The following is a 24,211-nucleotide window of genomic DNA, read 5'->3' as shown; positions in this document are numbered from 1 at the left end:
TCCGGCTCAGCCGGTGACGGTGATCTTCACGGGTGCGCTGTACTTGGTGCCGACCCGCGCGAACACCTGGTACGTGCCGGCCGGCGGGAACGGGCCGGCGGCCAGCCCCGCGTCATCGCAGCGCGTGGCGTCCCGCCCGTTCCAGCCCACCTGGTAGGAGCGCTCGAAATTGGGCGTGAACGACTGCACGTCCGAGCCCTTGGCCTTGCCGCAGGTGTCGGAGGACCACACCTTCTCGGCGCCGGCCTTGATGAAGATCTCCTGGACGTCGGCGCCGACGTCGCGGCTGCACGTACGGTCCGAGGTGTTCTTGATCTTCAGTTGGAGGTCCACCAACGCGCCACGCTGGACCGAAGTAGGTCGCGCCACCGACGTCACGCTGACCTCCGCGTCGGTGCAGGTGCCGTCGTCGACCGATCCGGCGGCCGAGCCCGGCGGCGGGTCGTTGCTGGTGACCTCGGGGCTCGGAGTCGTGCCATTCACGGCATTCGGATCGGCGGACCGGTCCGTGGCATTCGGCTCCGCGGAGCCGGATGCCGGCGGCGCCCCGGTCTGCGGGGTCAGCAACGAACCACTCGGCCCCGGGCTCGACGTCGGAGTCGATGTCGCCCCCGCCCCCGTGTGCCCGCCGGAGCGACCCGAGCCGGTGCAGGAGTAGAGCAGGACAATCAGGAAGAGAAGCCCCGCTCCGAGTACGACGGCGCGACGCCGCCAGTACACGGCGGGTGGCAGGGGGCCGACCGTCAGACGCATGATGCCCCCCACCGTAGTCGCGCCGCACCCACGCATGGGTCACGACGCGCCGGAGCGCCACCCGGGCGGCGCGACAACGCTCCACTGAGGACGGACAGACCAGCGTCCGACCACCTGGTCAGAGGTAGACCTTGCGCTGGTAGACGGCGTGCGCACCGGCAACCCGATCCAGGAAGAGCAACCCCTCGCAGTGGTCGATCTCGTGCTGCAACGCCCGCGCCTCGAAGCCGTCCGTCACCAACCGGACGGGCGCGCCCGTACCCGGCAGGTCACCCTCCACCACCAGCCGACTGGCCCGCTTCACGTCCCCGGTCAGGTCCGGCACGGACATGCACCCCTCCCGACCCGGCTTCCATCGGGTCGCCTCCACCACCCGGGCGTTGCAGAGTACGAAGGTGCCGTGCACGGTGACCGCCTTCGGGTGGCCTGTCACGTCGACGGCGAAGACCCGGGCGCCGACGCCGACCTGCGGTGCCGCCAGACCCACGCAGCCCGGCGAGACCCGCATCGTGGCGACCAGGTCGGCGGCCAACCGGACGGTCTCCTCGGCGGTCGGGTCGACATCGCCTCCGGCCCGGCTCAACACCGGGTGCGGCGCCGACACGACGGCCCGCACCTCGCCCGCCACAGCCAGCGTCTCCGGCGTCCAACCCCCCAGACCGGCGTACGACCCGCGCTGCTCGTCGCTCACAGCAGATCCGGGTCTGCCGGCCGGAGGGTGACCTCGACCCCCACCTCGGCGGCCGTCCGGTGCAGCCGTTCGGTCAACGCCTCGACGACCCCCGCCGGCAACTCGACCTCGGCCACCACCACGTAGAGCGAACCCGCCAACCGGGTGCTCAGGTCGGTGACGTTCCCGCCGGCGTCCACGAGCACACGGGTCATCGCCGCCACGATGCCCATCCGATCCGACCCGTGCACCGCCAGCACGTACGGCTCGCCGGCCGGTGCCACCGCACCGTCGGGCGTGACCGCGCGTACGGTCGCCAGTAGCTGCCCCTCGGCCGCCAGCGGCACCAACGCCGCCTCCACCTCGGCCGCAGCCGGCCCCGTGCAGATGAGGGTCATCGCGAAGTGCCCCCGCAGTCGGGTCATCGTGCTGTCGGTGAGGTTCGCGCCCAGCCGGGCCAGCACCTCGGCGACGTCGGCCACGATGCCCGGCCGGTCCGGACCGATGACGGTGATCGCGAGCTCGTTCATCCGCGCATTCTGCCCGATCCGCCCACCGCCACCGCGACACCCCGCCCGAGCCGCCCAACCAGCGGGACCGGACCGCGTGACATCATCGACGACGCCATGACTCAACCCGATTTCGCCGCCCTGGTCAGCCGATGGTTCCAGCAGCATGCCCGTGACCTGCCGTGGCGGGAACGCGGCGTGAGCCCGTGGGCCATCCTGGTCAGCGAGGTCATGCTCCAGCAGACGCCGGTGGTCCGGGTGGTGCCGGCCTGGCAGGCCTGGCTGGCCCGCTGGCCCGACCCCGCCGCGCTGGCGGCGGACACCCCGGCCGAGGCGATCCGCATGTGGGGACGCCTCGGCTATCCCCGCCGCGCCGTCCGTCTGCGGGAGTGCGCGGTAGCCATCGTGGACCGACACGGCGGTCAGGTGCCCGACCGGCTGGAACAGCTGCTGGCGCTGCCCGGCGTGGGCACGTACACGGCCCGCGCGGTGGCCGCGTTCGCGTTCGGGCAACGGCATCCGGTGGTCGACACGAACGTACGCCGGGTGGTCTGTCGGGCCGTGGCCGGTGAGCCGGACGCCGGACCGGTCACCCGCCCCGCCGACCTGGTCGCCACCGAAGAGCTGCTGCCGCCGGAACCCGCCGCTGCCGCGCTCGCCAGCGCCGCGTTCATGGAACTGGGGGCGGTGGTCTGCACTGCCCGCTCACCGCGCTGCACGGCCTGCCCGGTCGAGTCGGTCTGCGCGTGGCGGGCCTCCGGGCAGGAGCCGCCGACCGGCCCGACCCGCCGACCCCAGCGGTACGCGGGCACCGACCGGCAGGTACGCGGACTGCTGCTCGGTGTGCTCCGGGAGACCACCGGGCCGGTCCCCCACCAGCGCCTCGACCAGGTCTGGACCGACGCCGTGCAGCGCGCACGGGCGCTGGCCGGCCTCGTGCAGGACGGGCTCGTCGAACCGGTCGGCACGGACTCGTTCCGGCTGGCCGGCGACGGCCCGCCCACCGCCACCGCAGACCTGACCGCCTGACCGGCCGCGCCTTCGAACCCGCCGAGCCTTCGGGCCCTTAGGGCTCAAGCCCCACGCCCCGCGCTCGGACGTCAGATCACGCTCGATCCTGGATGTAGTGGTGTCGGCCGCGCCGGATGCCACTACATCCAGGATGCAGCGCGATCTTGCCAGCGCTCCTGGTCGGCCCGCCGCGCAACTGGGGCCGGTGGCGCTCGACGGCGCAGACGGGCAGGTGGCGCACGACGGCGCGGGCCGCGCCGGGTCGGCGAGTGCCCGCTGGACAGGCGCACAACAGGGGCGGGGCCCCGGTGGCTTACGCCGCCGGAGCCCCGCCCCTTGTGCTGCTGGTTATGCCACCTCGTCCGTCGCCGCTGCCGCGGTGCCGGCGGCCGTGCCACCGAGGTCGGCCGGAACGGCGTCCGGAACCTCGACCGGCTTCTCGGCACCCCGGAAGACGAGCTTGGACTTGTCGATGTCGTTCGGGTCGCCCTCGCAGTCCACCACCACGATCTGACCGGGGGTCAGCTCGTTGAACAGGATCCGCTCGGAGAGGTTGTCCTCGATGTCGCGCTGGATCGTGCGACGAAGCGGACGGGCACCGAGCACCGGGTCGAAGCCCTTCGCCGCCAGGTACTTCTTGGCGTTGTCGGTCAGCTCCAGACCCATGTCCTTGTTGCGCAGCTGGCCTTCGATCCGCTGGATCATGATGTCCACGATCGAGAGGATCTCGGTCTGACGCAGCTGGTGGAAGACGATGGTGTCGTCGATCCGGTTGAGGAACTCAGGCCGGAAGTGCTGCTTGAGCTCGTCGTTGACCTTCTGCTTCATCCGGTCGTAGGTGGACTCGGAGTCCTCCGACTGCTGGAAGCCCAGCGACACCGCCTTGGCGACGTCACGGGTGCCCAGGTTGGTGGTCAGGATGATGACCGTGTTCTTGAAGTCCACGATCCGACCCTGACCGTCGGTGAGCCGACCGTCCTCCAGGATCTGCAGGAGCGTGTTGAACACGTCCGGGTGGGCCTTCTCGATCTCGTCGAAGAGGACCACCGAGAACGGACGACGACGCACCTTCTCGGTGAGCTGCCCGCCCTCGTCGTAACCGACGTAGCCGGGAGGGGCACCCACGAGACGGGACACCGTGTACCGGTCGTGGAACTCGGACATGTCCAGCTGGATGAGGGCGTCCTCGCTGCCGAAGAGGAACTCGGCGAGCGCCTTGGACAGCTCGGTCTTACCCACACCGGACGGGCCGGCGAAGATGAACGAGCCCGAGGGGCGCTTCGGGTCCTTCAGGCCGGCCCGGGTACGCCGGATCGCCTTCGAGACCGCCTTGACCGCGTCCTCCTGGCCGATGACGCGCTTGTGCAGCTCGTCCTCCATGCGCAGCAGGCGCGAGGTCTCCTCCTCGGTCAGCTTGTAGACCGGGATGCCGGTCCAGTTGCCGAGCACCTCGGCGATCTGCTCGTCGTCGACCTCGCTGACGACGTCCAGGTCACCGGCCTTCCACTCCTTCTCCCGCTGCGCCTTCTGACCGAGGAGCTGCTTCTCCTTGTCGCGCAGCTGGGCGGCGCGCTCGAAGTCCTGCGCGTCGATCGCGGACTCCTTGTCGCGACGCACCTGGGCGATGCGCTCGTCGAAGTCACGCAGGTCTGGCGGCGCGGTCATCCGACGGATCCGCATCCGGGCACCGGCCTCGTCGATCAGGTCGATCGCCTTGTCCGGCAGGAAGCGGTCGGAGATGTACCTGTCGGCCAGGGTCGCGGCGGCCACGAGAGCGGCGTCCGTGATCGAGACCCGGTGGTGCGCCTCGTAACGGTCACGCAGGCCCTTGAGGATCTCGATGGTGTGCGCCAGCGACGGCTCACCCACCTGGATCGGCTGGAAGCGGCGCTCGAGAGCGGCGTCCTTCTCCAGGTGCTTGCGGTACTCGTCGAGCGTGGTGGCACCGATGGTCTGCAGCTCGCCACGGGCCAGCATCGGCTTGAGGATGCTCGCGGCGTCGATCGCGCCCTCGGCGGCACCCGCACCCACCAGGGTGTGGATCTCGTCGATGAACAGGATGATGTCGCCGCGGGTGCGGATCTCCTTGAGCACCTTCTTGAGGCGCTCCTCGAAGTCACCCCGGTAGCGGGAACCCGCGACCAGCGCACCCAGGTCGAGCGTGTAGAGCTGCTTGTCCTTCAGAGTCTCGGGCACCTCGCCCTTGATGATCTTCTGGGAAAGCCCCTCCACCACGGCGGTCTTACCGACGCCGGGCTCACCGATCAGGACCGGGTTGTTCTTGGTACGGCGGGAGAGCACCTGCATGACCCGCTCGATTTCCTTCTCGCGCCCGATGACCGGGTCGAGCTTGCCCTCGCGGGCGGCCTGGGTCAGGTTGCGGCCGAACTGGTCCAGCACGAGGCTGGTCGACGGCGCGGCCTCACCCGGAGCGGCGCCTGCGGCGGCGGGCTCCTTGCCCTGGTAACCGGAGAGGAGCTGGATCACCTGCTGGCGGACCCGGTTGAGGTCGGCGCCGAGCTTGACCAGCACCTGGGCGGCGACGCCCTCACCCTCGCGGATCAGCCCGAGCAGGATGTGCTCCGTGCCGATGTAGTTGTGGCCGAGCTGCAGCGCCTCGCGCAGCGACAGCTCCAGCACCTTCTTGGCCCGCGGCGTGAACGGGATGTGCCCGCTCGGCGCCTGCTGACCCTGGCCGATGATTTCCTCGACCTGCTGGCGCACGCCCTCCAGGGAGATGCCGAGGCTCTCCAGAGCCTTGGCGGCGACGCCCTCACCCTCGTGGATGAGGCCCAGCAGGATGTGCTCCGTACCGATGTAGTTGTGGTTGAGCATCCGGGCCTCTTCTTGGGCCAGGACGACAACCCGTCGCGCTCGGTCGGTGAACCGCTCGAACATGCCCTCGTGCTCCTCACGTGCCGTGCGCCTTGATGGTCTAGATCTCGGCGGGGCCGGTGCACGAACGTCCAAGACGGGCGTCCGTGCCTCCTTACTCTATCGTCGCTGACCGACTCAGCTGAGGTCGTGTCTCTCTGGTCGGGGTCGGTTCCACGTCGTTTTGCACAACCGTCCGCGCTCAGGAGGTGTTCCGGTACCCCTGTCGCTACGCGCAGAGCGAAATCCGACGGTCCACGCGGAGGCCTCCAGCCGGTCGTCCACAGGCTGTGGATAGGTACTCCACCGCCTGTGGACAACGCCGGTCGGGCCGCCCGCCATTCCCGCCGCGGGCGCGCCCGTGGCTCCGATCCGACCCGACGGGTCGGGAATACGGCGACGCCGGCCCGGAGAGTGCTCCGGCCCGGCGTCGGTGTCGCCTGGCGGTGGCGGCTGCCACCGGTCAGCTGAACGGATCAGCGCTTGGCGTGGAACTCGTCCACGATCTCCTGCGGAATACGACCCCGGTCCGAGATGTCCTTGCCGGCCTTCTTGGCCCAGTCCCGGATCGCCTTGTTCTGCTCCCGGTCGGCGGTGGCGCCGCCGCGACCGCGAGCAGCCCGTCCACCGATCACCACGCCACCGCGACCGACCTTGGTGCCGGCTCCGACATACGGCGCGAATACGTCGCGCAATTTCGCGGCGTTGGCGCCGGACAGGTCGATCTCGTACTGAACGCCGTCGAGCGCGAACTTGACGGTCTCGTCCGCGTCCCCGCCGTCCAGGTCATCGACCAGCTTGTGAATGATCTGCTTGGCCACGTCCCACAATCCTTTCGAGCAGGGCGCTCCTGCTAATGAGAGCACAATAGCCCGCGTGCTGCTCGCCCCGTCAATAGGATGCCGTTACGACTCGCTGGGAGCCGGCGGTCGACTACTCCGGGCGGACCAACGGGAAGAGGATCGTTTCCCGAATTCCGAGGCCGGTGAGGGCCATCAAGAGGCGGTCGATTCCCATTCCCATACCCCCGGCCGGAGGCATTCCGTACTCCATGGCCCGGAGAAAGTCCTCGTCGAGACGCATCGCCTCGTCATCACCACGGGCGGCGAGCTGCGCCTGGGCGACCAGCCGTTCCCGCTGCACCACCGGGTCGACCAGCTCAGAGTACCCGGTGCCCAGCTCGAAACCGAGGACGTAGAGGTCCCACTTCTCGGCAAGCCCCGGCTCGCTGCGGTGCGCCCGGGTGAGCGGGCTGGTCTCCTCCGGGTAGTCCCGTACGAAGGTGGGCGCCTGCAGGCCGGGGACGACCAGTTCCTCGAACAGCTCCTCGGCCAGCTTGCCCGGGCCCCACTTCGGGTCCACGGCCAATCCCACCTTGTCCGCGTACTCGACCAGCCGGGAACGTTCGGTACGGACCGTGACCTCCTCGCCGAGCGCCTCGGAAAGGACCCCGAACAGGGGCACCGACCGCCACTCGCCGCCCAGGTCGAACTCCCGCCCGTCGGCGTGGGTCACCACCGTCGAGCCGCTCACCGCGATCGCCGCCTGTTGCACGAGATTGCGGGTCAACTCGCCGATCGTGTCGTAGTCCCCGTACGCCTGGTAGGTCTCCAGCATCGCGAACTCGGGCGAGTGCGAAGAGTCGACACCCTCATTACGGAAGTTACGGTTGATCTCAAAGACGCGGTCGACGCCACCGACGACGGCACGCTTCAGAAACAGTTCCGGAGCGATTCGCAGATACAGATCGGTGCTCAACGCATTGCTGTGGGTCACGAACGGTCGGGCCGTCGCGCCACCGTGCAACAGTTGCAGCATCGGAGTTTCCACCTCGATGAAACCCTGACCGTGCAGCGAATCGCGCAGGCTGCGTACCGCCGCCGCGCGGGTACGGACCATCTGCCGGGCCTGCGGACGCACGACCAGGTCAACGTAGCGCTGCCGGACCCGCGCCTCCTCGGAGAGCGGCTTGTGCGCCACCGGCAACGGCCGCAGCGCCTTGGCGGTCATCTCCCACCGCTGCGCCAGCACCGACAGCTCGCCCCGGCGGCTCGTGATCACCTCGCCGGTCACGCCGACGTGGTCACCCAGGTCGACCAGGCGCTTCCAGGCCTCCAACCGCTCCGCGCCGACCTTGTCGAGGGAGAGCATGGCCTGCAACTCGGTGCCGTCGCCGTCGCGCAGGGTCGCGAAGCAGAGCTTCCCCGTGTTGCGTACGAAGATCACCCGGCCGGTGACCGAGACCTCGTCGCCGGTGGCGGTGTCGGTGGGCAACTCGGCGTAGCGGGTACGGATCTCGGCCAACGTGGTGGTCCGGGGGAACCCGACCGGGTAGGGCTCGACGCCGTCGGCGAGCATCCGGTCCCGCTTCTCCCGGCGGACCTTCATCTGCTCGGGAAGGTCGTCGGCGGGGTCCACTGGCACGGCGTTCTGCTCGCTCACGGCACGCTTCCTCGTCACGGGAGATACAGGGGGTCAGGCCCGAGCGTACTCAAGCGTTCCGGGAGCCGTTAGCGGATACTGCCCGTCATGGTCGATCACACCCAGGCGCTCTCGTTCGGTGTCGCAGCGAGCGATTACGACCGGTTCCGCCCCCGGTATCCCGAAGAGGCGATTCGCTGGGCCCTCGACGGCCTGAACGACGCCGGACGGGCCGAGCCAGGCGACGGCGGGCAGGTCGTCGACCTGGGCGCGGGCACCGGCATCCTGACGCGCGCCGTGCAGGCCCTGGGCTTCCACGTCGTACCCGTCGAGCCTGATCAGGGGATGCGGACGCAACTCGCGGTCTCCACGCCGGGCACGACGGCGCTGGCGGGCAGCGCGGAGGCAGTGCCACTGCCCGACGGCGTGGCGGACGCGGTGCTGGTCGGGACGGCGTACCACTGGTTCGACCGAGAGCCCGCGCACGCCGAGATCGCCCGGGTGCTGCGCCCCGGCGGCATCTTCGCCCCGCTCTGGAACATCCGGGACGACAACGTCGAATGGGTGGCAGAGCTGGGCCGGATCGCCCACCTCGACGACAAGTCGGCAGAGCTGGTCAAGAAGAACACCGACTTCGGCCGCGGGTTCACGGCCGTCGAAGCACGCGAGTTCGGCCACCGCACGGTCCTCACCCCGGACGAGGTGCTGGGCATGATCCGCACCCGTTCGTACTGGCTCACCGCCTCGGCCGACGACCAGCGGCGGGTCGAACGCGAGCTGGCCGACCTGCTGGACACCCACCCCGCCCTGGCCGGCCGGGAAACCGTCGAGCTGCCGTACCGGACGTTGGTCCTGCGCGCCCGACGCCTCTGACCCGGTCAGATGTTGCGCTCGTAGACCATCCGCAGGCCGATCAGGGTGATCATCGGTTCGTGGTGGGTGATGCTGCGGCATTCGTTCATCACCAGGGAGGCGAGGCCGCCGGTGGCGATCACCGCCCGCACCTCGCCCAACTCCTCGGTCATCCGCTCGACGATCCGGTCCACCTGCCCGGCGAAGCCGAAGTACAGGCCGGCCTGGAGGCACTCCACGGTGTTCTTGCCGATCACCGAGCGGGGCTTGGTGGCCTCGACCTTGCGCAGCTGGGCGGCCCGGGCCGCGAGCGCGTCGAAGGAGATCTCGATGCCCGGCGCGAACGCGCCACCGAGGAACTCGCCGCGACCGCTGATCACGTCGAAGTTGGTGGTGGTGCCGAAGTCCACGACGATCGACGGCCCACCGTAGAGCGTGTACGCGGCCAGGGTGTTCACCACCCGGTCGGCGCCCACCTCCTTCGGGTTGTCGATCGCCAACTGCACCCCGGTGCGCACGCCCGGCTCGACGATGACACTCGGCAGGTCGGCGTAGTAGCGGTCGAGCATGGTCCGCAGCGAGCGCAGCGCGGCGGGCACCGTGGAGCAGGCCGCCACACCGGTGATCTCGACGTTGTCCCCGGCGAGCAGACCCCGGAACATCAGGCCCAGCTCGTCCGCCGTCGAACGGGCGTCGGTCTTGATCCGCCAGGAGTGCACCAGCTTGTCGCCCTCGAAGGTCGCCAGCACGGTGTTGGTGTTTCCGATGTCGATGCAGAGCAGCACGCTCGCAGCCTAGACAACTAATCGGTGCGCAGGTCCAGCGCGATGTCCAGGATCGGCGACGAGTGCGTCAACGCGCCCACCGAGAGGAAGTCGACGCCGGTGGCCGCGTAGCGGGCCGCCACCTCCAGGGTCAGGCCGCCGGTCGCCTCCAGCTCCGCCCGGTCGCCCACCGCCGCGACCGCCTCGGCCAGCACCTGGGGGGTCATGTTGTCGCAGAGCAGGAAGTCCGCCCCGGCCTCCACCGCCTCCACGGCCTCGGCGACGGTGGTCACCTCGACCTGCACCGGCACCTCCGGAAACGACTCCCGGACCCGCCGGTACGCCGCCGTGATGCCCCCGGCCGCCAGCTTGTGGTTGTCCTTGATCATGGCCACGTCGTAGAGGCCCATCCGCTTGTTGGTACCGCCGCCGGCCCGGACCGCGTACTTCTCCAGCGCCCGCAGGCCCGGCGTCGTCTTGCGGGTGTCCAGCACCATCGCCTTCGTGCCGGCCAGGGCGTCCGCCCAGGCCCGGGTGTGGGTGGCCACCCCGGACATCCGGCAGAGCAGGTTGAGCGCCGTCCGCTCGGCCGTCAGCAGCAACCGGGTCGGGCCGGCCACCGTCGCCAGCACGTCGCCGCGGGCCACCCGCTCGCCGTCCTGGACCGACACCGACACCTCGACGGTACGACCGAAGTCCGTCACCTCGCCCACCAGCTCGAACACCGCGGCAGCCACCGCCAGCCCAGCCACCACGCCGTCCGCCCGGGCGATCAGATCGGCGGTGTCGGTCTGCTCGGCCGGGATGGTCGCCACGCTGGTGACGTCCAGGAACTCCGGCCCCAGATCCTCGACCAGCGCGTTCTCCACCACCCGTCGTACCTGTTCCGGGTCCAGTCCGGCCGCTCGCAGCGCCGCCCGCGTCGACTCCGTCATCATCTTCTCCGTTCGCGACTGCGGCGCTCGCAGAACCGGCTCACTCCTCGCGCTCACTGGTCGCTCCCCTCCCACTGCTGCGTCATCCGACCCTGCGTCCCGACCGAACCGACGAGGTGGCCCCGCCACCGCTCGTCCGCCGTCGGGAAGTCCTCCCGCCAGTGGCAGCCCCGCGTCTCGCCCCGCGCGTAGGCCGCCCCGACGAGCGTCGCCGCCACCGTGAGCAGGTTCGTCGCCTCCCAGTCGGCGGTCCGGGGTCGACCCCGGGCGGCACCCACCCCGGTCAGCGTCCCGGCCGCCTCGGCCAACGTCGCCGCCGAGCGCAGCACCCCTGCCCCACGGGTCATCGCCCGCTGCAACGTCGACGTCGCCTCGGCCGGTACGACCCAGCCCGCGCCACCCCGCCAGGCGCCGACGTCGGCCGGTTGGGCCTGCTCGGGCAGGCCGGCCGCGATGTCGTCGGCGATGCGCCGGGAGAACACCAGTCCTTCCAGCAGCGAGTTGCTGGCCAGCCGGTTCGCGCCGTGCACGCCCGTGCAGGCCACCTCGCCGCAGGCGTACAGACCGGGGATCGACGTGCGGCCGCGCAGGTCGGTGCGGACCCCGCCGGAGGCGTAGTGGGCGGCCGGCGCCACCGGGATCAGGTCGGTCGCCGGGTCCACGCCGATCGCCAGGCAGGACGCCACGATGGTCGGGAAACGCGCGGCCAGGAAGTCGCCGCCCAGGTGCCGGGCGTCGAGGAAGACGTGGTCCGCGCCGCTGGCCAGCAGCACCCGGTGGATGCCCTTGGCCACCACGTCCCGGGGGGCCAGCTCGGCCAGCTCGTGCTGGCTTACCATGAACCGCTTGCCGTCGGCGTCCACCAGGTACGCCCCCTCGCCCCGCAATGCCTCGGAGACCAGCGGCTGCTGCGCGTGCCCGGCACCGGGCACCCCGGCACGGGACGGGGTGATCAGCGCGGTCGGGTGGAACTGCACGAACTCCACGTCGGTCACCGCCGCGCCGGCCCGCAGCGCCAACGCCACGCCGTCGCCGGTGGAGACCGCCGGATTGGTGGTGGCCGCGAAGATCTGCCCCATCCCGCCGGTGGCCAGCACCACCGCCCGGGCCAGCAGCGCGCCCACACCGTCCTCGCTGCCCTCACCGAGCACGTGCAGGGTGATCCCGCACGCCGGGCCGAGGCCGTCCGGGCCGTCGCCGGGCGCGCGCAGCAGGTCCAGCACGAGGGCGTGCTCGACCAGCCTGATCCACGGGTCGCGCTGCACCGCCGCGTGCAGGGCCCGCTGCACCTCGGCACCCGTCGCGTCACCGCCGGCGTGCACGATCCGGTCCGCCCGATGCCCGCCCTCGCGGGTCAGCATCAGCGAGCCGTCCGGGTGGCGGTCGAACTCGGCGCCGATCCGCATCAGCTCCCGCAGCCGCGTCGGCCCCTCCTCGACGAGGACCCGCACGGCCGCCGGGTCGCAGAGCCCCACGCCGGCGATCTCGGTGTCCCGAGCGTGCGCCGCCGGGGTGTCCGCTGGGTCGAGCACCGCAGCGATGCCGCCCTGCGCCCACCGGGTCGAGCCGTCATCGATGTTGACCTTGGTGACGACCGTGACGTGCAGGCCCGCCTCACGCAGGTGCAGCGCGGCGGTCAGTCCGGCCACCCCGGACCCCACCACGATCACGTCGGTGGTCTCCACCCAGCCGGGCTCGGGCGCGGCCAGCAGTCGGGGCAGGGCCGGCAGGTCGACCGTCGGAAGGTCCATCCCACCAGTCAACCCGAAGGATCCTCGCCGGGGGAGGCGGGGGCTCAACGAGTGGTTTGGGCTACCCCGTCCGGCCGGGAACGAGCAGCTTGTTCACTTCGTCCGCACCGGCAGACCCGCCGAGCCCGCGCCCTTCAACGACGCCGTGACCGTACGGTCGCTCAACCACAGGTAGCAGCGAACCCCCCGGTCGCCGACCCGCCAACGCCCCGCACCCGGCGGACGTACCACCACACCGCTGCGGAACCGCAGGTCGGAGTCGTCGGGTACGCCCACGTAGCGGCCGAGGACGCTGCGGCAGCCGGTGTAGAGCGGCGCCCAGTCGGCGTCCTTGGCCGGGTACGGCTTGTCCGGCGCCCGCCACACCCCGACGAACTCGGCGTCGTGCCGACCACCGCACTCCACCGGAACCAGCGTCTGCACACCGCGACCCGCCCCGGCCCGGGTCTGCTGGCAGCCCAACCGCAGCCCGGAGGCACCCTTCAACGCGTTCCGCAGGCTCCCCGACCGGACCACCACAGTTGCCGCCGCCTCGACAGTTGTCAGTTCGGTCACGTCGCACCGGTACCAGCGGGAGCCGGCCGCCCAGCCCGGCCCGGAGGGCAGCGCCACCGACAGCCGCAGTCGCCCGGCCCGCCAGTCGTCGCCCACGTACGCGGAGGCCCTGGTGTCGCACTCGGCGAACGCCCCGCGCAGCTCCACCGAACCGGTGGCCGGCGCGGCGGGGCGCTCGGGCGGGAACGCCCCCACGTGCACGGTCTCCACCAGGTGCGGCCCGGCACAGTCGATCGGCTGGTAGGCGGCCAGCGTGACCACCTCGATGAAGTCGGCGGCCTGGCACACCCCGGCGGCCGGCGTGAAGGCCGTCGCCGCCGGCAGCGCCGCCCAGTCATCGGTCAGATCACCGTCGAGGCCGCCGGACCCGGCACAGCCCACCAGCAACACTGCCGTGACGGCAGTGGCGAACAGGGTCGTCATGGCACGACGCATCGCGGCCTCCCCCAGCCACCCACCGGCTTCCGCCAGCGTGCCCAGGGTAACCGGAAATGACCTTCCGGTAACAGACCGGAATCGCGTCGCGCGAGATCAGACTCCGGACACCGCGAGCGGATTGGGCATCGGGTCACCGGCCGTTCCCGGCGCCGCCGTGGAGGGGTCCACGCCCAGCTCGACCACCCGGTTGTCGGCGTCCACGTGCACCACCCGTGGCCGGTACGACCGGGCCTCCGCGTCGTCCATCTGCCCGTACGAGATGAGGATGACCAGGTCACCGGGGTGCACGAGGTGCGCTGCGGCACCGTTGATGCCGATCACACCGCTGCCCCGCCGACCCGGAATGACGTACGTCTCCAACCGGGCGCCGTTGGTGATGTCCACGATCGCGACCTGCTCGCCGGGGATCAGGTCGGCGGCGTCGAGCAGGTCCTCGTCCACCGTCACCGAACCCACGTAGTGCAGGTCGGCCTGGGTCACCGTGGCGCGGTGGATCTTCGACTTGAGCATGGTCCGCAGCATCGGACTGGCCTTTCGGAAAGGTGGTGGTGGGGTGAGGCCGGAGGTCAGGGGCGGGGAGCGAGGTGGATCGCCGCGTTGTCGATGAGCCGGGTGGCGCCCACCCAGGCGGCGATCACCAGTCGGGCCGGCCCGGACACCGGCCCCGGCTCCAGCGCGGGATCGGTGAGCACCAGGTAGTCGAGCCGCGCCCCCGGCGTACCGCCGCCGAACGCGGCGTGCGCGGCGGACAGCACCTCGCCCGCGTCCAGGCCGTCGTCGGCGGCCTGGACCCCCGCCCGCAGCGCGGCGGACAGGCTCAGCGCCGCCGCGCGCTCGGACTCGTTCAGGTAGCGGTTGCGGCTGGACAGCGCCAACCCGTCCGGCTCCCGCACGGTCGGTACGCCGATCACCTCGACCGGGACGTCCAGGTCGCGGGTCATCCGCCGCACCAGAGTGAGCTGCTGGTAGTCCTTCTCACCGAAGAACGCCAGGTCGGGGCGGGTGAGCTGGAGCAGCTTCAGGACCACGGTGAGGACGCCGTGGAAGAAGCCGGGACGGCTCGCGCCCTCCAGCTCCGCCCCGAGCGGACCCGGGTCGAGACGTACCCGGGGCTGACCGTCCGGATACATGTCGGCCACCGAGGGAGCGAAGACGAGGTCGGCACCGGCCCGCCGGCACACCTCCAGGTCGGCGTCGAGCGTGCGCGGATAGCGGTCGAAGTCCTCGTTCGGCCCGAACTGCAACGGGTTCACGAAGATCGTCACGAGGACGTGGTCGGCCTGTTCCCGGGCCGCGCGCAGCAGGGTCTCGTGTCCCTCGTGCAGGGCCCCCATGGTCATCACCACGCCGACGGTGCCCTTCAACGCACCCCGCGCCTCGTCCAGCTCGGCACGGGTGTGCACCACCTGCGTCATGCCGCCACCTCCCGATCGGTTCCGGCGAGCACGCCGAGCAGCGACTGCGCGTCCACCGGTCGCAGCCGGCCGGCGGCGATCGCACGATCGGCCGTACGCCGGGCCAGCGCCAGATAGGCGGGTACCGACTCCGGCGCGGTGGCGGCCAGCCGGGCCAGGTGCCGCTCGACCGTGCCCGCGTCGCCCCGCGACACCGGACCGGTCAGCGCATCGTCGCCGAGGCGCAACGCGTTCTCCAGGGCGGCCCGCAGCAGCGGGGCGAGCACCTTCTCCGGGCGGGCCACCCCGGCGTCGCGCAGCCGGTCGGTCGCCTCGTTCACCAGCGTGACCAGGTGGTTGGCGCCGTGGGCGAGCGCCGCGTGGTACAGCGGGCGGTCCGCCTCGGCCACCCACTCGGGCACGCCGCCGAGGTCGGTGACGAGCCGGGCGGCCAGCGCACGCAGCTCCGCCGGGGCCGTCACCCCGTACGAGATGCCGTCCAGGCGGGCCAGGTCGTCCGGCGTACCGGTGAAGGTCATGGCGGGGTGCAGGGCCAGCGGCCGGGCACCGAGCGCGGCGGCCGGCGTCAACACAGCCAGACCGTGCGCGCCGGAGGTGTGCGCGATCACCTGCCCCGGGCGCAGGGCACCACGGGCGGCGAGATCGGCGACCACCCCGGCGAGCGCGTCGTCCGGCACCGCGATCAGCAGCAGGTCGGTGGCGGCGTGGGCGACGGAGGTGACCGGCAGGCGGGGCACGTCGGGCAGCAGCAGGGCGAGACGGGCGCGGCTGGCCCCGGAGTCACCGGCGACAGCGGCCACGTGGTGCCCGGCGGCGGCGAGCGCCGCGCCCAGGACCGCCCCGACGCGGCCCGCGCCGACGACACCGACGGTGAGCGGGCGGGGGGTGGCGCGGACGCCGGTGTCGGCGCGATCCCACGAACCGGCAGGCCCACGTGGGGCGGCCGGGCGCGGGCGCAACGGTGCGCTCATGACGACGATCCAGTCCTCGAGAAGGGGTACCGGTCGATCGCAAGTATGCTCCCGGCCCGCCGAACCGGGACAAGCATGTGTGAAAACCTTCACCACGCCCGGACACCAAGCAGATCTTGACTCGTCACCGGGCCGGTGGCCGTAGGGTCGGCACGGTGATGCCTCCCGCACCCCGCACGAGCTGATGCCGATCCCGTGGCGGGACGCGATGAGCCAGGCCCTCTACGGGCCGGACGGTTTCTTCGTGACCGGCGCCGGCCCGGCCGACCACTTCCGGACCAGCGTGCACGCCTCGCCCGCCTTCGCCGCCGCCCTCCTGCGCCTTGTCGCGGAGGTGGACTCTGCCCTGGGCCACCCACCACGGCTGGACGTGGTCGACGTCGGGGCTGGGCGGGGGGAGCTGCTGATGTCCTTGGCGGTTGCCGTGGGGGTTTCCGGGGAGCCCGCCCACTCCGGGCGGTCAGGCTTGATCCCTACGTGGTCGGGCTCCCCGGAGACCCTGACTCCTGCGGCCGCCGTCCGTCGGTCACCCGACGAGCCGTCGTCGCTCACCGGACGTCCGTCGCTTGCGGAGCGAGTCCGCTTCACAGCGGTCGAGTACGCCAACCGGCCGGAGAACCTGCCCAAGGAGATCCACTGGACCACCGAGATCCCCGACGGCATCACCGGACTACTGCTGGCGACCGAGTGGTTGGACAACGTTCCGCTCGACGCTGCGGTGCACGCCGACGGTGGCTGGCGATACGTACTGGTCGAGCCCTCGACCGGTGTGGAGACGGTTGGTGAGCCGGCCAACGCCGCTGATCTTGATTGGCTGACTACCTGGTGGCCCGGTCACGCTAGTCCGGCCAGCCTGGCCACCGACCCAGATTTGGGGCTGACCTGGACGGACGGAGCCAGCGAGAGCGAGTCGGGTCTCCGGGCAGAGATCGGCAGACCAAGGGACGAAGCCTGGGCCAACGCGGTCCGGAAGATCAGCCGAGGGCTGGCCGTGACGGTCGACTACGGGCATCTGCGGAACGGCCGACCGGTGGACGGGACGTTGACCGGTTACCGGGCTGGGCGGCAGGTGCCTCCGGTGCCGGACGGGTCGAGTGACGTCACCGCTCACGTCGCCATGGACTCCGTCGCCTCCGCCGGCGCGGCGGTCGCCCGGTGTGCGTACTCCCTGGTCTCGCAGCGAGAGGCGCTGCGGGCGCTCGGGGCCGACGGTGGGCGACCACCGCTCAGCCAGGCCGGCACCGACCCGGCCGGCTACGTGCGGGCGCTGGCCACGGCGTCGGCGGTGGCCGAGCTGACCGACCCGGCCGGTCTCGGCGGGCACTGGTGGCTGCGCCAACCGGTCGGCATCCCGCTGTCGCCGGCCGTGGCACGATGACGGGCATGAGCACCGACGCCGGGGACCTTCGCGAACTGACCGTCGGCACCGGGGCCGGGCTGGTCGCCGGCACCGGCGATCAGCAGCTCGGCACCGACATGGTGCTCAACATCGGTCCGCAGCATCCCTCGACGCACGGCGTCCTGCGGCTGAAGCTGGTCCTCGACGGCGAGCGGGTCGTCGCCTGCGAGCCGATCGTCGGCTACATGCACCGGGGGGCGGAGAAGCTCTTCGAGGTACGCGACTACCGCCAGATCATCGTGCTGGCCAACCGGCACGACTGGCTGTCGGCGTTCTCGAACGAGCTGGGTGTGGTGCTCGCGGTGGAACGCCTGATGGGCATGGAGGTGCCGGAGCGGGCGACCTGGCTGCGGATGGCCCTCGCCGAGCTGAACCGGGTGCTCAACCACCTGATGTTCCTCGGCTCGTACCCGCTGGAGATCGGCGCGATCACCCCGGTCTTCTACGCCTTCCGGGAACGGGAGACCATCCAGGCGGTGATGGAGGAGGTCTCCGGAGGCCGGATCCACTACATGTTCAACCGGGTGGGCGGCCTCAAGGAGGAGGTGCCCTACGGCTGGACCGGGCGGGCCCGGGCGGCGATCGGCGAGGTACGCGGACGGCTGCCCGACCTGGACCACCTGATCCGCCGCAACGAGATCTTCCTGGCCCGCACCGTCGGGGTGGGCGTGCTGTCCGCCGCCGACGCCGCCGCGTTCGGCGCGTCCGGGCCGGTGGCCCGCGCCTCCGGCCTCGACCTGGACCTGCGCCGCGACGACCCCTACCTGGCGTACGACGAGCTGGAGGTTCCGGTGGTCACCAAGACCGCCGGGGACTGCCACGCCCGCTTCGAGGTGCTCCTCGACCAGGTGTACGCGTCGCTGGACCTCGCCGAGCAGTGCCTGGACCGGGTGGACCGGCTGACCGGGCCGATCAACACCCGCCTGCCGAAGGTGCTCAAGGCGCCGGAGGGGCACACGTACGCCTGGACGGAGAACCCGCTCGGCATCAACGGCTACTACCTGGTGTCCCGGGGCGAGAAGACGCCCTGGCGGTTGAAGCTGCGCACCGCGTCGTACGCCAACGTGCAGGCCCTGGCCACCCTGTTGCCCGGCTGCCTCGTGCCGGACCTGATCGCCATCCTCGGCTCGATGTTCTTCGTGGTCGGTGACATCGACAAGTGACCGGGGTCGGCCCGCCGGTCAGCGCCAGCGGTCGGTGACCGGGGCACCGCCGGCGCGGGGCGCGTCGTCCTGCGGCGGGTAGCCGTACCGCTCATCGACCCGACGGCGGCCGCCCTGCTGCTCGGGGGCGGTTTCCGGCTCGCGGCCGCGCTGGCGCGGCGGACGCCACTCGTCCGGCACGGGCACCCCGCCGACCGGCAACGCCGGCCGGCGCTCGTCCGGCCACCGCGGGTCCTCGTGGCGGCGCGGGCCTTCGCGGCGTGCTTCCTCGTGGCGGACGGAGGCCCAACGGTCCGCCATCCGGTACTCGGTGCCCGTGGCGTCGGCGTGCACCTCGGCCCGGCGTTCCCCGACGTGCAGCTCACGACCGTTCTCGTCGTCGCGGGCCGCCGCCCAGCGGTCGCCGGCCCGCAACTGCGACCAGTACTCGCCGGTGTCGTCCGCCCGCAGCGCGGGACCGGGCTGCGGGGCGCCGGCGCGCTCCGGCTCGACCTGCTCCGACCACCCACGGCGCTGCGCCCGGCCGTCCCAGGCGGGCTCGTCGGCCGGTGCGTACGCGTCGCGCTGGTCGGTCCACTCCGGCTCGTCGCGGGGAGCCGCCCAACGGGGCTCCTCGTCGCCGCGCTCGGGTCCGCCCCGGGCTGAGCCGTCGCGGGGGCCCGTCGGGGCCGACTCGCCCCGCGGGCCCTGCTGCGCACCCCAGGTCCGGTCGTCGGCGCGGCGGTCCCGGTCGTCGGCGTACCCGGACCGGGGCTCCTCCGCGTCATCCCAGGAACGGGCACGCCCCTGGGCGCCACCGCCCCGGGTCCACTCCTGGGCCGGCGGGGTCCACTGGCCGGCGTACCCGCCGCCGTAGCGTCCGGCCGGCTCCGCCGTACCGCCGCCGTCGACGACCGTGTGCCGGGTGGTGACGTGCACGGTCTCGGTGTGGCGGACCACGCCGACCGGTCGGTGCGCCGGCTCGGGACGGTCGTGTTCGCGCGGACGGCCGTACTCGCGCTGAGGGCCGTGCTCGCGCGCACGGTCGTGCTCCGGGGGGCGGGGAGCGGCGCCGTACACGCTGCCGGCGGTGGGCTCGGGGGCGTCGGCGGCACGGTGGCGGTACGCCGGTTCGTCGTCGTCGCGCTCGTCCCGACCCCACCGACCAGCCGTATCGTCCGGAGCCGGCACCCGCGTCCGGGGGGCCATCCCGTCGGTGCCCGGAGCGGGCACCCGAGCGGCGGCCTCGACCGGAGCCGGCACCCGCACGCGGGCGGCCGGAGTGTCGCCGGGGACCGGGACCCGGCTGCGGGCGGGCGGGGTTTCGTCCACGGGGTCGGCGGCTGGCCCGCGGGCACGGCTGGCGGTCGCCGGCTCGGCCGCCGGGGCACCGCCGGCGAGGGCCGCGCCGGTGGCGTCGAGGCGGCGACGCACCGCGGCGACGCCCTCCTGGGCTCGCTGCGCCTGGTCCAGCGCCTGGTTGCCGCGCTGCGCGGCGGCCACGATCTCGGCGCGCAACTCCCGACGCAGCTCCTCGATCTCGTCCAGCAGCTCGTCGGCGCGCGCCGAGGCGCCGTCACGGTCGGGGCGCAACGCGATGGAGAGGCCGATCAGCACCACCGCCACGATGGCGAGCACCGCCGCGAGACGCAGTGGACCGTTACCGTCCGCCACCAGGAGTATCAGCGCCGCGACGGGCGCCAGAGCCACGCCGCCCCAGAAGAGCACGGTCAGCAGCAGCGGTTGACGCCGGGCGTCGGGGGTGGCCGGGGCTGGCATGGAAGAGCAGCCTACCGACGATCCGCACCGGAGGGAACGGATCCCGGACGCACGGGCGCCCCCGCCCCGCAGGGGGCAGGGGCGTCCGTGACACGCCGTAGCGGAGCGTCAGCTCGTGGCGAACGCGCCGTCCGAGGAGAAGATCAGGCCCACGCTGATCTTGCCCTCACGCAGCCCGTTCTTGGTCAGCGGCCCGCCCTGGTCCAGGGAGGAGAACGAACCCACCGAGAGACCGTAGGTCTTCTCCAGGCCCGGCTTGCAGAACGGCCGCTGCTGGCACTCCGGCGGGCCGCCCAGCACCGTGGCGCTGCCGGAGCACTTCGCGGCCAGCTCGGAGAGGGTCCGCACGCCGTACTTGTCGGCGAACTCCTGGGTCACCGCGAAGGCGTTCTGGTCCTGCGCGGCGGCCGGGGCACCGAAGGTGATGCCCGCCTTGTCGCCCTCGGCCTTGAGCGCGGTCACCGTCTTGTTGATGTCGGGCGAGGAGACGGGCGGCGGGTTCTGGCCGTTGGCCTTGGCGTTGAGGAACTCGGCCATGGTCGACGCGTACTCCGGGACGACCTGGATCTCGCCCTTCTCCAGCGCCGGCTCGTACAGCTCCCGGTTGCCGATCTGCTGCACCTTGACCTGGTAACCAGCCGCGGTGAGCGCGATGCGGTACAGCTCGGCCAGCGTCTGGCTCTCGCTGAAGTTGCCGGCGCCGACCACGATCTCACCGCCCGGGCCCTTGGCGATGCCCGCGGTGACGTTGTTGGCGCTGCTGAACTCCTCGGCGGCCACCCTGGGGGTCTTACGGTCGGCGTCGACGGCCTTGTTGAGCTGGACCAGCTTCGGCGTGTCGAGCGCTGCGGAGACCTTGTCGAGCGCGGCGATCAGCTGCGGGTTGGCCACCTTGCTGTTGACCGCCGGGAGGACGTTGTCGGAATTCTGGAGCTTCTTGTCGTCGGTCAGCGCGATGAGCTGCTTGCCGGCGACCGGTGCGCACCCAGCGCCGGAGGCGTTGGTCTGGGGGGCGTCGGTGCCGGACGAGCCGGCGTCGCCACACCCGGTGAGAAGTGCTGCCCCGGCCACGACGCCGATGACGCCGATCGCGAGACGTGTACGTGCGCGCATGTGCCGCCCGCCTTCCGTGTCCCGGCGCGACCCGTCCCGGGCCGGCCGCGTGTCCGACGGGCGATCCTGGATGTCGGTCGCCCGCGACTCTCCACCCAACATGGTCCGCGACCGACCGACAACCTGGGATGGGCTTCGTCACCGCATCGTCACCGACCGGCCCACTGCTGGCCGCCGCTTCGGCGTCCGCTCACCCGGACGGGCCACGGCCCGCCACCACGTCAGGCCCGGCCGGTGGCGTCCGCGGGTCGCGGACGGCCCGCACGCTGCCGGCCCCGGCGCAGTGGACGCGGGGTCACCACGCGTTCGACGAGCCCGAGCAGCAGCTCGGCCAGCAGCGCCAGCCCGGCCACCAGTACGCCGCCGGCCACGATCTGTCCGCCACCGGCGGCGATGCTCAGACCGAACCCGGTGCGGATGATCTCGCCGAGCCCGCCGCCGTTGACGAACGAAGCCAGCGCGGCCGTGGCGATGACCTGCACGGCCGCCGTCCGGAATCCGGCGGCCAGGTAGGGCACCGCCAACGGCAACTCCACCCGCCGCAGCAACTGCCCGCCGGACAGGCCCATCCCACGGGCCGCGTCGCGTGCCTCCGGGTCGACCTGGCGTACGCCGGTGTAGGCGTTGGCCAGCAGCGGCGGTACGGCGAAGACGGCGAGCGCCACCACCACCGGCGTACGGCCGAAGCCGAGGAACGTCAGCGGCAGGATGGTCAGCAGCGCCAGGGTGGGGATGGCGAGGGTGGCATTGGATACGAGCACCACCAGGCCGCCGCCCCGACCAACGTGCCCGAGCCAGAGCCCGACCGGCCAGGCCACCAGGCAGCCGAGCGCCACGGCCAGGGCGGAGATCGTCAGGTGCTCGCCGAGGCGGTCCAGGATGCCCCCCGGGTTGGTCCAGTTCAGCGGGTCGTTGAGCCAGAGCACCCCCTGCTGCAGGGGGTTCGCGGCGGCGCTCATCGAACGCCCCGGGCGGCCCAGGGGGTGACCAGCCGGCCCGCGAGCACCAGCAGCAGGTCCAGCAGCACAGCCAGCGCCACGCAGAGCACCGTCCCGGTCATGATCTCGGCCTTGTAGAGGTTGTTCTGGAAGCCCGCGAAGATCAGTTGACCGAGGCCGCCGTGGCCCACCAGCACTCCGACGGTGACCAGCGCGACCGTCGACACGGTGGCCAGCCGCAGCCCGGTCAGGATGCCGGGGATGGCGAGCGGGAGGTCGATCCGGAACAGCCGCCGCCACCGGCCGTAGCCCATGCCCTCGGCGGCCTCGCCGACCTCCGGCGGCACCTGGTTGAGCCCCGCCACCACGTTACGGACGATCAGCAGCAGCGCGTACAGGACCAGCCCGACCAGTACGGTGGTGGCGCCGGTGCCCAGGTACGGCGCGATGAACGCGAACAACGCCAGCGACGGGATGGTGTAGATCACGCCGGTGACACCGAGGATCGGGCCGGCCAACGGGCGGACCCAGTACGCGAGCACGGACAACGGCAGGGCGATCAACACCGCGATCAGCACCGCGCGCCCGGTGAGGGAGGCGTGTTCACGCAAGGCGGCGAGGATCGTGTCAGAGTTGTCCCGCACGTACTGCCAGGAGAACCAGGGGTTACCCGGGTCGGCCCGGTAGCTCAGGCGGAAGGACATACGTGGACGTTACCCCGGAGGCCCCCGGCGCGGCCGGGTCCCCTCGCGCGGCATCGATCTCTCTACAGGGCATCCAGAAGCGCTACCCGAACGGCACCGAGGCCGTGCGGGAGCTGAGCCTGGACGTCAAGGCCGGCGAGTTGGTGGTGCTCATCGGCCCGTCCGGCTGCGGCAAGTCGACGGTGCTCCGCATGATCAACCGCTTGATCGAGCCCACGGCCGGACGGATCATGCTCGGCGACGAGGACGTCACGGACACCGACCCGGTGCGGCTACGCCGCCGGATCGGCTACGTGATCCAGAACGTCGGCCTCTTCCCACATCAGACGGTCCGGGCGAACGTGGCCACCGTGCCGGGTCTGCTCGGCTGGTCCCGCGACCGAACCCGCGCCCGGGTCGACGAGCTGCTCGACCTGGTGGGTCTGGACCCGGCCCAGTTCGGCCGCCGCTATCCGCACGAGCTGTCAGGCGGTCAACGGCAGCGCGTCGGTGTCGCGCGTGCACTCGCCGCCGACCCGGTGGTGCTGCTGATGGACGAGCCGTTCTCCGCCGTGGACCCGATCGTCCGGGCCCGCCTGCAGGAGGAGTTCCTCCGCCTCCAGGCCGAGGTCCGCAAGACGATCGTGCTGGTCACCCACGACCTCGACGAGGCCGTCCGGCTCGGTGACCGGATCGCGGTGCTGTCCGAGGGTGGGCATCTCGAGCAGTACGACACCCCGGCCGCTCTGCTCGGCGCGCCGGCCACCGCGTTCGTCCGTGAGTTCGTCGGCGCCGACCGGGGAATCCGCCGGTTGGCGGTCACTCCGCTCGACCGCGAGTCACTGGAGCCCGTGCCCGCCGACGCCCCTGCCGACCTGCCCAGCGTGACGCTGGACGGCACGGCGTACGACGCTCTGGCGGCACTGCTGACGTCGGGACAGGACCGGCTCCTGGTGACCGACGACGGCCGCCCGGTGGGCGCACTGAGCCGCCAGCGCCTGCTCGGGCTGGGCGGCTAGCCCTAGGCCCGACCTGCCCGGGCAGAGCGGCCAGGCCCGGGCTGGGCGGCCAGGCCCGGGCTGGGCGGCCAGGCCCGACCTGCCCGGGCTGGGCGGCCAAAGGCCCGACCTGCTCGGCTGGGCGGCTAGGCCGTGTGTCAAGGTCCTCGGTCGAGCAGAGGGGCGGACGGCGGACACCACGATGAGGGTGATGCCTGTGAGTCATCTTGATGACCCACA

The 24,211-nt window shown here is 72.0% G+C and carries 22 protein-coding genes; 5 read left to right on the top strand and 17 right to left on the bottom strand.

All coding sequences use genetic code 11. The features are described 5' to 3' along the window. Window positions 1-6 precede the first annotated feature (6 nt). The 3 genes from ACGFH9_RS04755 to ACGFH9_RS04745 all read right to left on the bottom strand — a co-directional run bounded on the left by ACGFH9_RS04755 (window position 7) and on the right by ACGFH9_RS04745 (window position 1,953). A complete protein-coding gene (locus ACGFH9_RS04755) occupies window positions 7-753 on the bottom strand; it encodes a hypothetical protein (protein WP_393215354.1) in 747 nt (248 codons plus the stop codon). Between the two features lie 118 nt (window positions 754-871). Continuing rightward, window positions 872-1,444, bottom strand: a complete 573-nt coding sequence (locus ACGFH9_RS04750; protein WP_393215351.1) for a peptide deformylase — start codon at window positions 1,442-1,444, stop codon at window positions 872-874. Beyond that, a complete protein-coding gene (locus ACGFH9_RS04745; protein WP_393215348.1) occupies window positions 1,441-1,953 on the bottom strand; it encodes a glycine cleavage system protein R in 513 nt (170 codons plus the stop codon). Before ACGFH9_RS04745 ends, ACGFH9_RS04750 begins: the two co-directional genes overlap by 4 nt. 96 nt (window positions 1,954-2,049) lie before the next feature. Here ACGFH9_RS04745 and ACGFH9_RS04740 point away from each other — a divergent pair, with 96 nt between their 5' ends. Next, a complete protein-coding gene (locus tag ACGFH9_RS04740; protein WP_393215345.1) occupies window positions 2,050-2,961 on the top strand; it encodes an A/G-specific adenine glycosylase in 912 nt (303 codons plus the stop codon). 330 nt (window positions 2,962-3,291) lie between these two features. On the opposite strand, the gene ACGFH9_RS04735 is transcribed toward ACGFH9_RS04740, so the two are convergent. The 3 genes from ACGFH9_RS04735 to lysS form a co-directional block, all read right to left on the bottom strand. After that, window positions 3,292-5,841 carry an ATP-dependent Clp protease ATP-binding subunit gene (locus ACGFH9_RS04735; protein ID WP_393215342.1) on the bottom strand — a complete coding sequence of 850 codons (2,550 nt, stop codon included), beginning with the start codon at window positions 5,839-5,841 and terminating at the stop codon, window positions 3,292-3,294. A 452-nt stretch (window positions 5,842-6,293) separates the two neighbouring features. Beyond that, the gene (locus ACGFH9_RS04730; RefSeq protein ID WP_355051005.1) at window positions 6,294-6,638 is read right to left on the bottom strand and encodes an Lsr2 family protein; all 345 of its coding nucleotides are present in this window, start codon (window positions 6,636-6,638) and stop codon (window positions 6,294-6,296) included. A 112-nt stretch (window positions 6,639-6,750) separates the two neighbouring features. Further along, window positions 6,751-8,259 (bottom strand): lysine--tRNA ligase, encoded by a 1,509-nt coding sequence (gene lysS / locus ACGFH9_RS04725; RefSeq protein ID WP_355625664.1) that lies wholly within the window; start codon window positions 8,257-8,259, stop codon window positions 6,751-6,753. Between the two features lie 87 nt (window positions 8,260-8,346). Here lysS and ACGFH9_RS04720 point away from each other — a divergent pair, with 87 nt between their 5' ends. Beyond that, window positions 8,347-9,111, top strand: coding sequence for a class I SAM-dependent methyltransferase (locus ACGFH9_RS04720; protein WP_393215337.1), 765 nt, complete (start codon window positions 8,347-8,349; stop codon window positions 9,109-9,111). Window positions 9,112-9,116: 5 nt separating this feature from the next. On the opposite strand, the gene ACGFH9_RS04715 is transcribed toward ACGFH9_RS04720, so the two are convergent. The 7 genes from ACGFH9_RS04715 to ACGFH9_RS04685 form a co-directional block, all read right to left on the bottom strand. Continuing rightward, on the bottom strand, window positions 9,117-9,875 hold the full coding sequence (locus tag ACGFH9_RS04715; RefSeq protein ID WP_355238474.1) for a type III pantothenate kinase: 759 nt from the start codon (window positions 9,873-9,875) through the stop codon (window positions 9,117-9,119). 17 nt (window positions 9,876-9,892) lie between these two features. After that, window positions 9,893-10,789 carry a carboxylating nicotinate-nucleotide diphosphorylase gene (gene nadC / locus ACGFH9_RS04710; RefSeq protein ID WP_393215334.1) on the bottom strand — a complete coding sequence of 299 codons (897 nt, stop codon included), beginning with the start codon at window positions 10,787-10,789 and terminating at the stop codon, window positions 9,893-9,895. Between the two features lie 53 nt (window positions 10,790-10,842). Then, complete coding sequence (locus tag ACGFH9_RS04705; protein ID WP_393215331.1) at window positions 10,843-12,540, bottom strand: L-aspartate oxidase; 1,698 nt, start codon at window positions 12,538-12,540, stop codon at window positions 10,843-10,845. Between the two features lie 93 nt (window positions 12,541-12,633). After that, a complete protein-coding gene (locus ACGFH9_RS04700; RefSeq protein ID WP_393215328.1) occupies window positions 12,634-13,530 on the bottom strand; it encodes a septum formation family protein in 897 nt (298 codons plus the stop codon). Window positions 13,531-13,626: 96 nt separating this feature from the next. Next, entirely contained in the window at window positions 13,627-14,055 is a 429-nt protein-coding gene (panD, locus tag ACGFH9_RS04695; RefSeq protein ID WP_355238486.1) for an aspartate 1-decarboxylase, read from the bottom strand. 44 nt (window positions 14,056-14,099) lie between these two features. Then, complete coding sequence (gene panC, locus ACGFH9_RS04690) at window positions 14,100-14,948, bottom strand: pantoate--beta-alanine ligase (RefSeq protein ID WP_393215325.1); 849 nt, start codon at window positions 14,946-14,948, stop codon at window positions 14,100-14,102. After that, window positions 14,945-15,919 carry a Rossmann-like and DUF2520 domain-containing protein gene (locus ACGFH9_RS04685; protein WP_393215322.1) on the bottom strand — a complete coding sequence of 325 codons (975 nt, stop codon included), beginning with the start codon at window positions 15,917-15,919 and terminating at the stop codon, window positions 14,945-14,947. The genes panC and ACGFH9_RS04685 overlap by 4 nt, the downstream gene beginning before the upstream one ends. A 184-nt stretch (window positions 15,920-16,103) precedes the next feature. On the opposite strand from ACGFH9_RS04685, the gene ACGFH9_RS04680 reads away from it, so the two are divergent. Both ACGFH9_RS04680 and ACGFH9_RS04675 read left to right on the top strand, forming a co-directional pair. Then, complete coding sequence (locus ACGFH9_RS04680; RefSeq protein WP_393215319.1) at window positions 16,104-17,297, top strand: SAM-dependent methyltransferase; 1,194 nt, start codon at window positions 16,104-16,106, stop codon at window positions 17,295-17,297. Next, window positions 17,294-18,481: an NADH-quinone oxidoreductase subunit D gene (locus ACGFH9_RS04675; RefSeq protein WP_393215316.1), complete on the top strand. Its 1,188-nt coding sequence runs from the start codon at window positions 17,294-17,296 to the stop codon at window positions 18,479-18,481. Before ACGFH9_RS04680 ends, ACGFH9_RS04675 begins: the two co-directional genes overlap by 4 nt. 18 nt (window positions 18,482-18,499) lie before the next feature. Here ACGFH9_RS04675 and ACGFH9_RS04670 read toward each other — a convergent pair whose 3' ends face one another. The 4 genes from ACGFH9_RS04670 to ACGFH9_RS04655 form a co-directional block, all read right to left on the bottom strand. After that, window positions 18,500-20,239 carry a hypothetical protein gene (locus ACGFH9_RS04670; RefSeq protein WP_393215313.1) on the bottom strand — a complete coding sequence of 580 codons (1,740 nt, stop codon included), beginning with the start codon at window positions 20,237-20,239 and terminating at the stop codon, window positions 18,500-18,502. Between the two features lie 108 nt (window positions 20,240-20,347). Beyond that, the gene (locus tag ACGFH9_RS04665) at window positions 20,348-21,352 is read right to left on the bottom strand and encodes a glycine betaine ABC transporter substrate-binding protein (RefSeq protein WP_393215310.1); all 1,005 of its coding nucleotides are present in this window, start codon (window positions 21,350-21,352) and stop codon (window positions 20,348-20,350) included. 221 nt (window positions 21,353-21,573) lie between these two features. Further along, the gene (locus tag ACGFH9_RS04660; protein WP_393215307.1) at window positions 21,574-22,311 is read right to left on the bottom strand and encodes an ABC transporter permease; all 738 of its coding nucleotides are present in this window, start codon (window positions 22,309-22,311) and stop codon (window positions 21,574-21,576) included. Beyond that, the gene (locus ACGFH9_RS04655; RefSeq protein ID WP_393215303.1) at window positions 22,308-22,994 is read right to left on the bottom strand and encodes an ABC transporter permease; all 687 of its coding nucleotides are present in this window, start codon (window positions 22,992-22,994) and stop codon (window positions 22,308-22,310) included. The genes ACGFH9_RS04660 and ACGFH9_RS04655 overlap by 4 nt, the downstream gene beginning before the upstream one ends. A 2-nt stretch (window positions 22,995-22,996) precedes the next feature. Here ACGFH9_RS04655 and ACGFH9_RS04650 point away from each other — a divergent pair, with 2 nt between their 5' ends. After that, the gene (locus tag ACGFH9_RS04650; protein ID WP_393215300.1) at window positions 22,997-23,992 is read left to right on the top strand and encodes an ABC transporter ATP-binding protein; all 996 of its coding nucleotides are present in this window, start codon (window positions 22,997-22,999) and stop codon (window positions 23,990-23,992) included. Window positions 23,993-24,211 lie beyond the last annotated feature (219 nt).

Source organism: Micromonospora sp. NPDC049102 (assembly GCF_043197485.1).
Taxonomy (GTDB): Bacteria; Actinomycetota; Actinomycetes; order Mycobacteriales; family Micromonosporaceae; genus Micromonospora.
Note: the sequence above shows the minus strand (reverse complement) of the source record. Positions and strands in the feature narration are given on the sequence as shown.

Excerpts from the sequence above, each read along its gene's own strand:
- ACGFH9_RS04685 (WP_393215322.1), bottom strand. The coding sequence starts at position 15,919 with ATGAGCGCACCGTTGCGCCCGCGCCCGGCCGCCCCACGTGGGCCTGCC.
- ACGFH9_RS04680 (WP_393215319.1), top strand. The coding sequence starts at position 16,104 with ATGCCGATCCCGTGGCGGGACGCGATGAGCCAGGCCCTCTACGGGCCG.
- ACGFH9_RS04735 (WP_393215342.1), bottom strand. The coding sequence starts at position 5,841 with ATGTTCGAGCGGTTCACCGACCGAGCGCGACGGGTTGTCGTCCTGGCC.
- ACGFH9_RS04745 (WP_393215348.1), bottom strand. The coding sequence starts at position 1,953 with ATGAACGAGCTCGCGATCACCGTCATCGGTCCGGACCGGCCGGGCATC.
- ACGFH9_RS04675 (WP_393215316.1), top strand. The coding sequence starts at position 17,294 with ATGACGGGCATGAGCACCGACGCCGGGGACCTTCGCGAACTGACCGTC.
- ACGFH9_RS04705 (WP_393215331.1), bottom strand. The coding sequence starts at position 12,540 with ATGGACCTTCCGACGGTCGACCTGCCGGCCCTGCCCCGACTGCTGGCC.
- ACGFH9_RS04665 (WP_393215310.1), bottom strand. The coding sequence starts at position 21,352 with ATGCGCGCACGTACACGTCTCGCGATCGGCGTCATCGGCGTCGTGGCC.
- ACGFH9_RS04670 (WP_393215313.1), bottom strand. The coding sequence starts at position 20,239 with ATGCCAGCCCCGGCCACCCCCGACGCCCGGCGTCAACCGCTGCTGCTG.
- panD (WP_355238486.1), bottom strand. The coding sequence starts at position 14,055 with ATGCTGCGGACCATGCTCAAGTCGAAGATCCACCGCGCCACGGTGACC.
- ACGFH9_RS04755 (WP_393215354.1), bottom strand. The coding sequence starts at position 753 with ATGCGTCTGACGGTCGGCCCCCTGCCACCCGCCGTGTACTGGCGGCGT.
- panC (WP_393215325.1), bottom strand. The coding sequence starts at position 14,948 with ATGACGCAGGTGGTGCACACCCGTGCCGAGCTGGACGAGGCGCGGGGT.
- ACGFH9_RS04655 (WP_393215303.1), bottom strand. The coding sequence starts at position 22,994 with ATGTCCTTCCGCCTGAGCTACCGGGCCGACCCGGGTAACCCCTGGTTC.
- ACGFH9_RS04740 (WP_393215345.1), top strand. The coding sequence starts at position 2,050 with ATGACTCAACCCGATTTCGCCGCCCTGGTCAGCCGATGGTTCCAGCAG.
- ACGFH9_RS04720 (WP_393215337.1), top strand. The coding sequence starts at position 8,347 with ATGGTCGATCACACCCAGGCGCTCTCGTTCGGTGTCGCAGCGAGCGAT.
- ACGFH9_RS04660 (WP_393215307.1), bottom strand. The coding sequence starts at position 22,311 with ATGAGCGCCGCCGCGAACCCCCTGCAGCAGGGGGTGCTCTGGCTCAAC.
- ACGFH9_RS04700 (WP_393215328.1), bottom strand. The coding sequence starts at position 13,530 with ATGCGTCGTGCCATGACGACCCTGTTCGCCACTGCCGTCACGGCAGTG.
- nadC (WP_393215334.1), bottom strand. The coding sequence starts at position 10,789 with ATGACGGAGTCGACGCGGGCGGCGCTGCGAGCGGCCGGACTGGACCCG.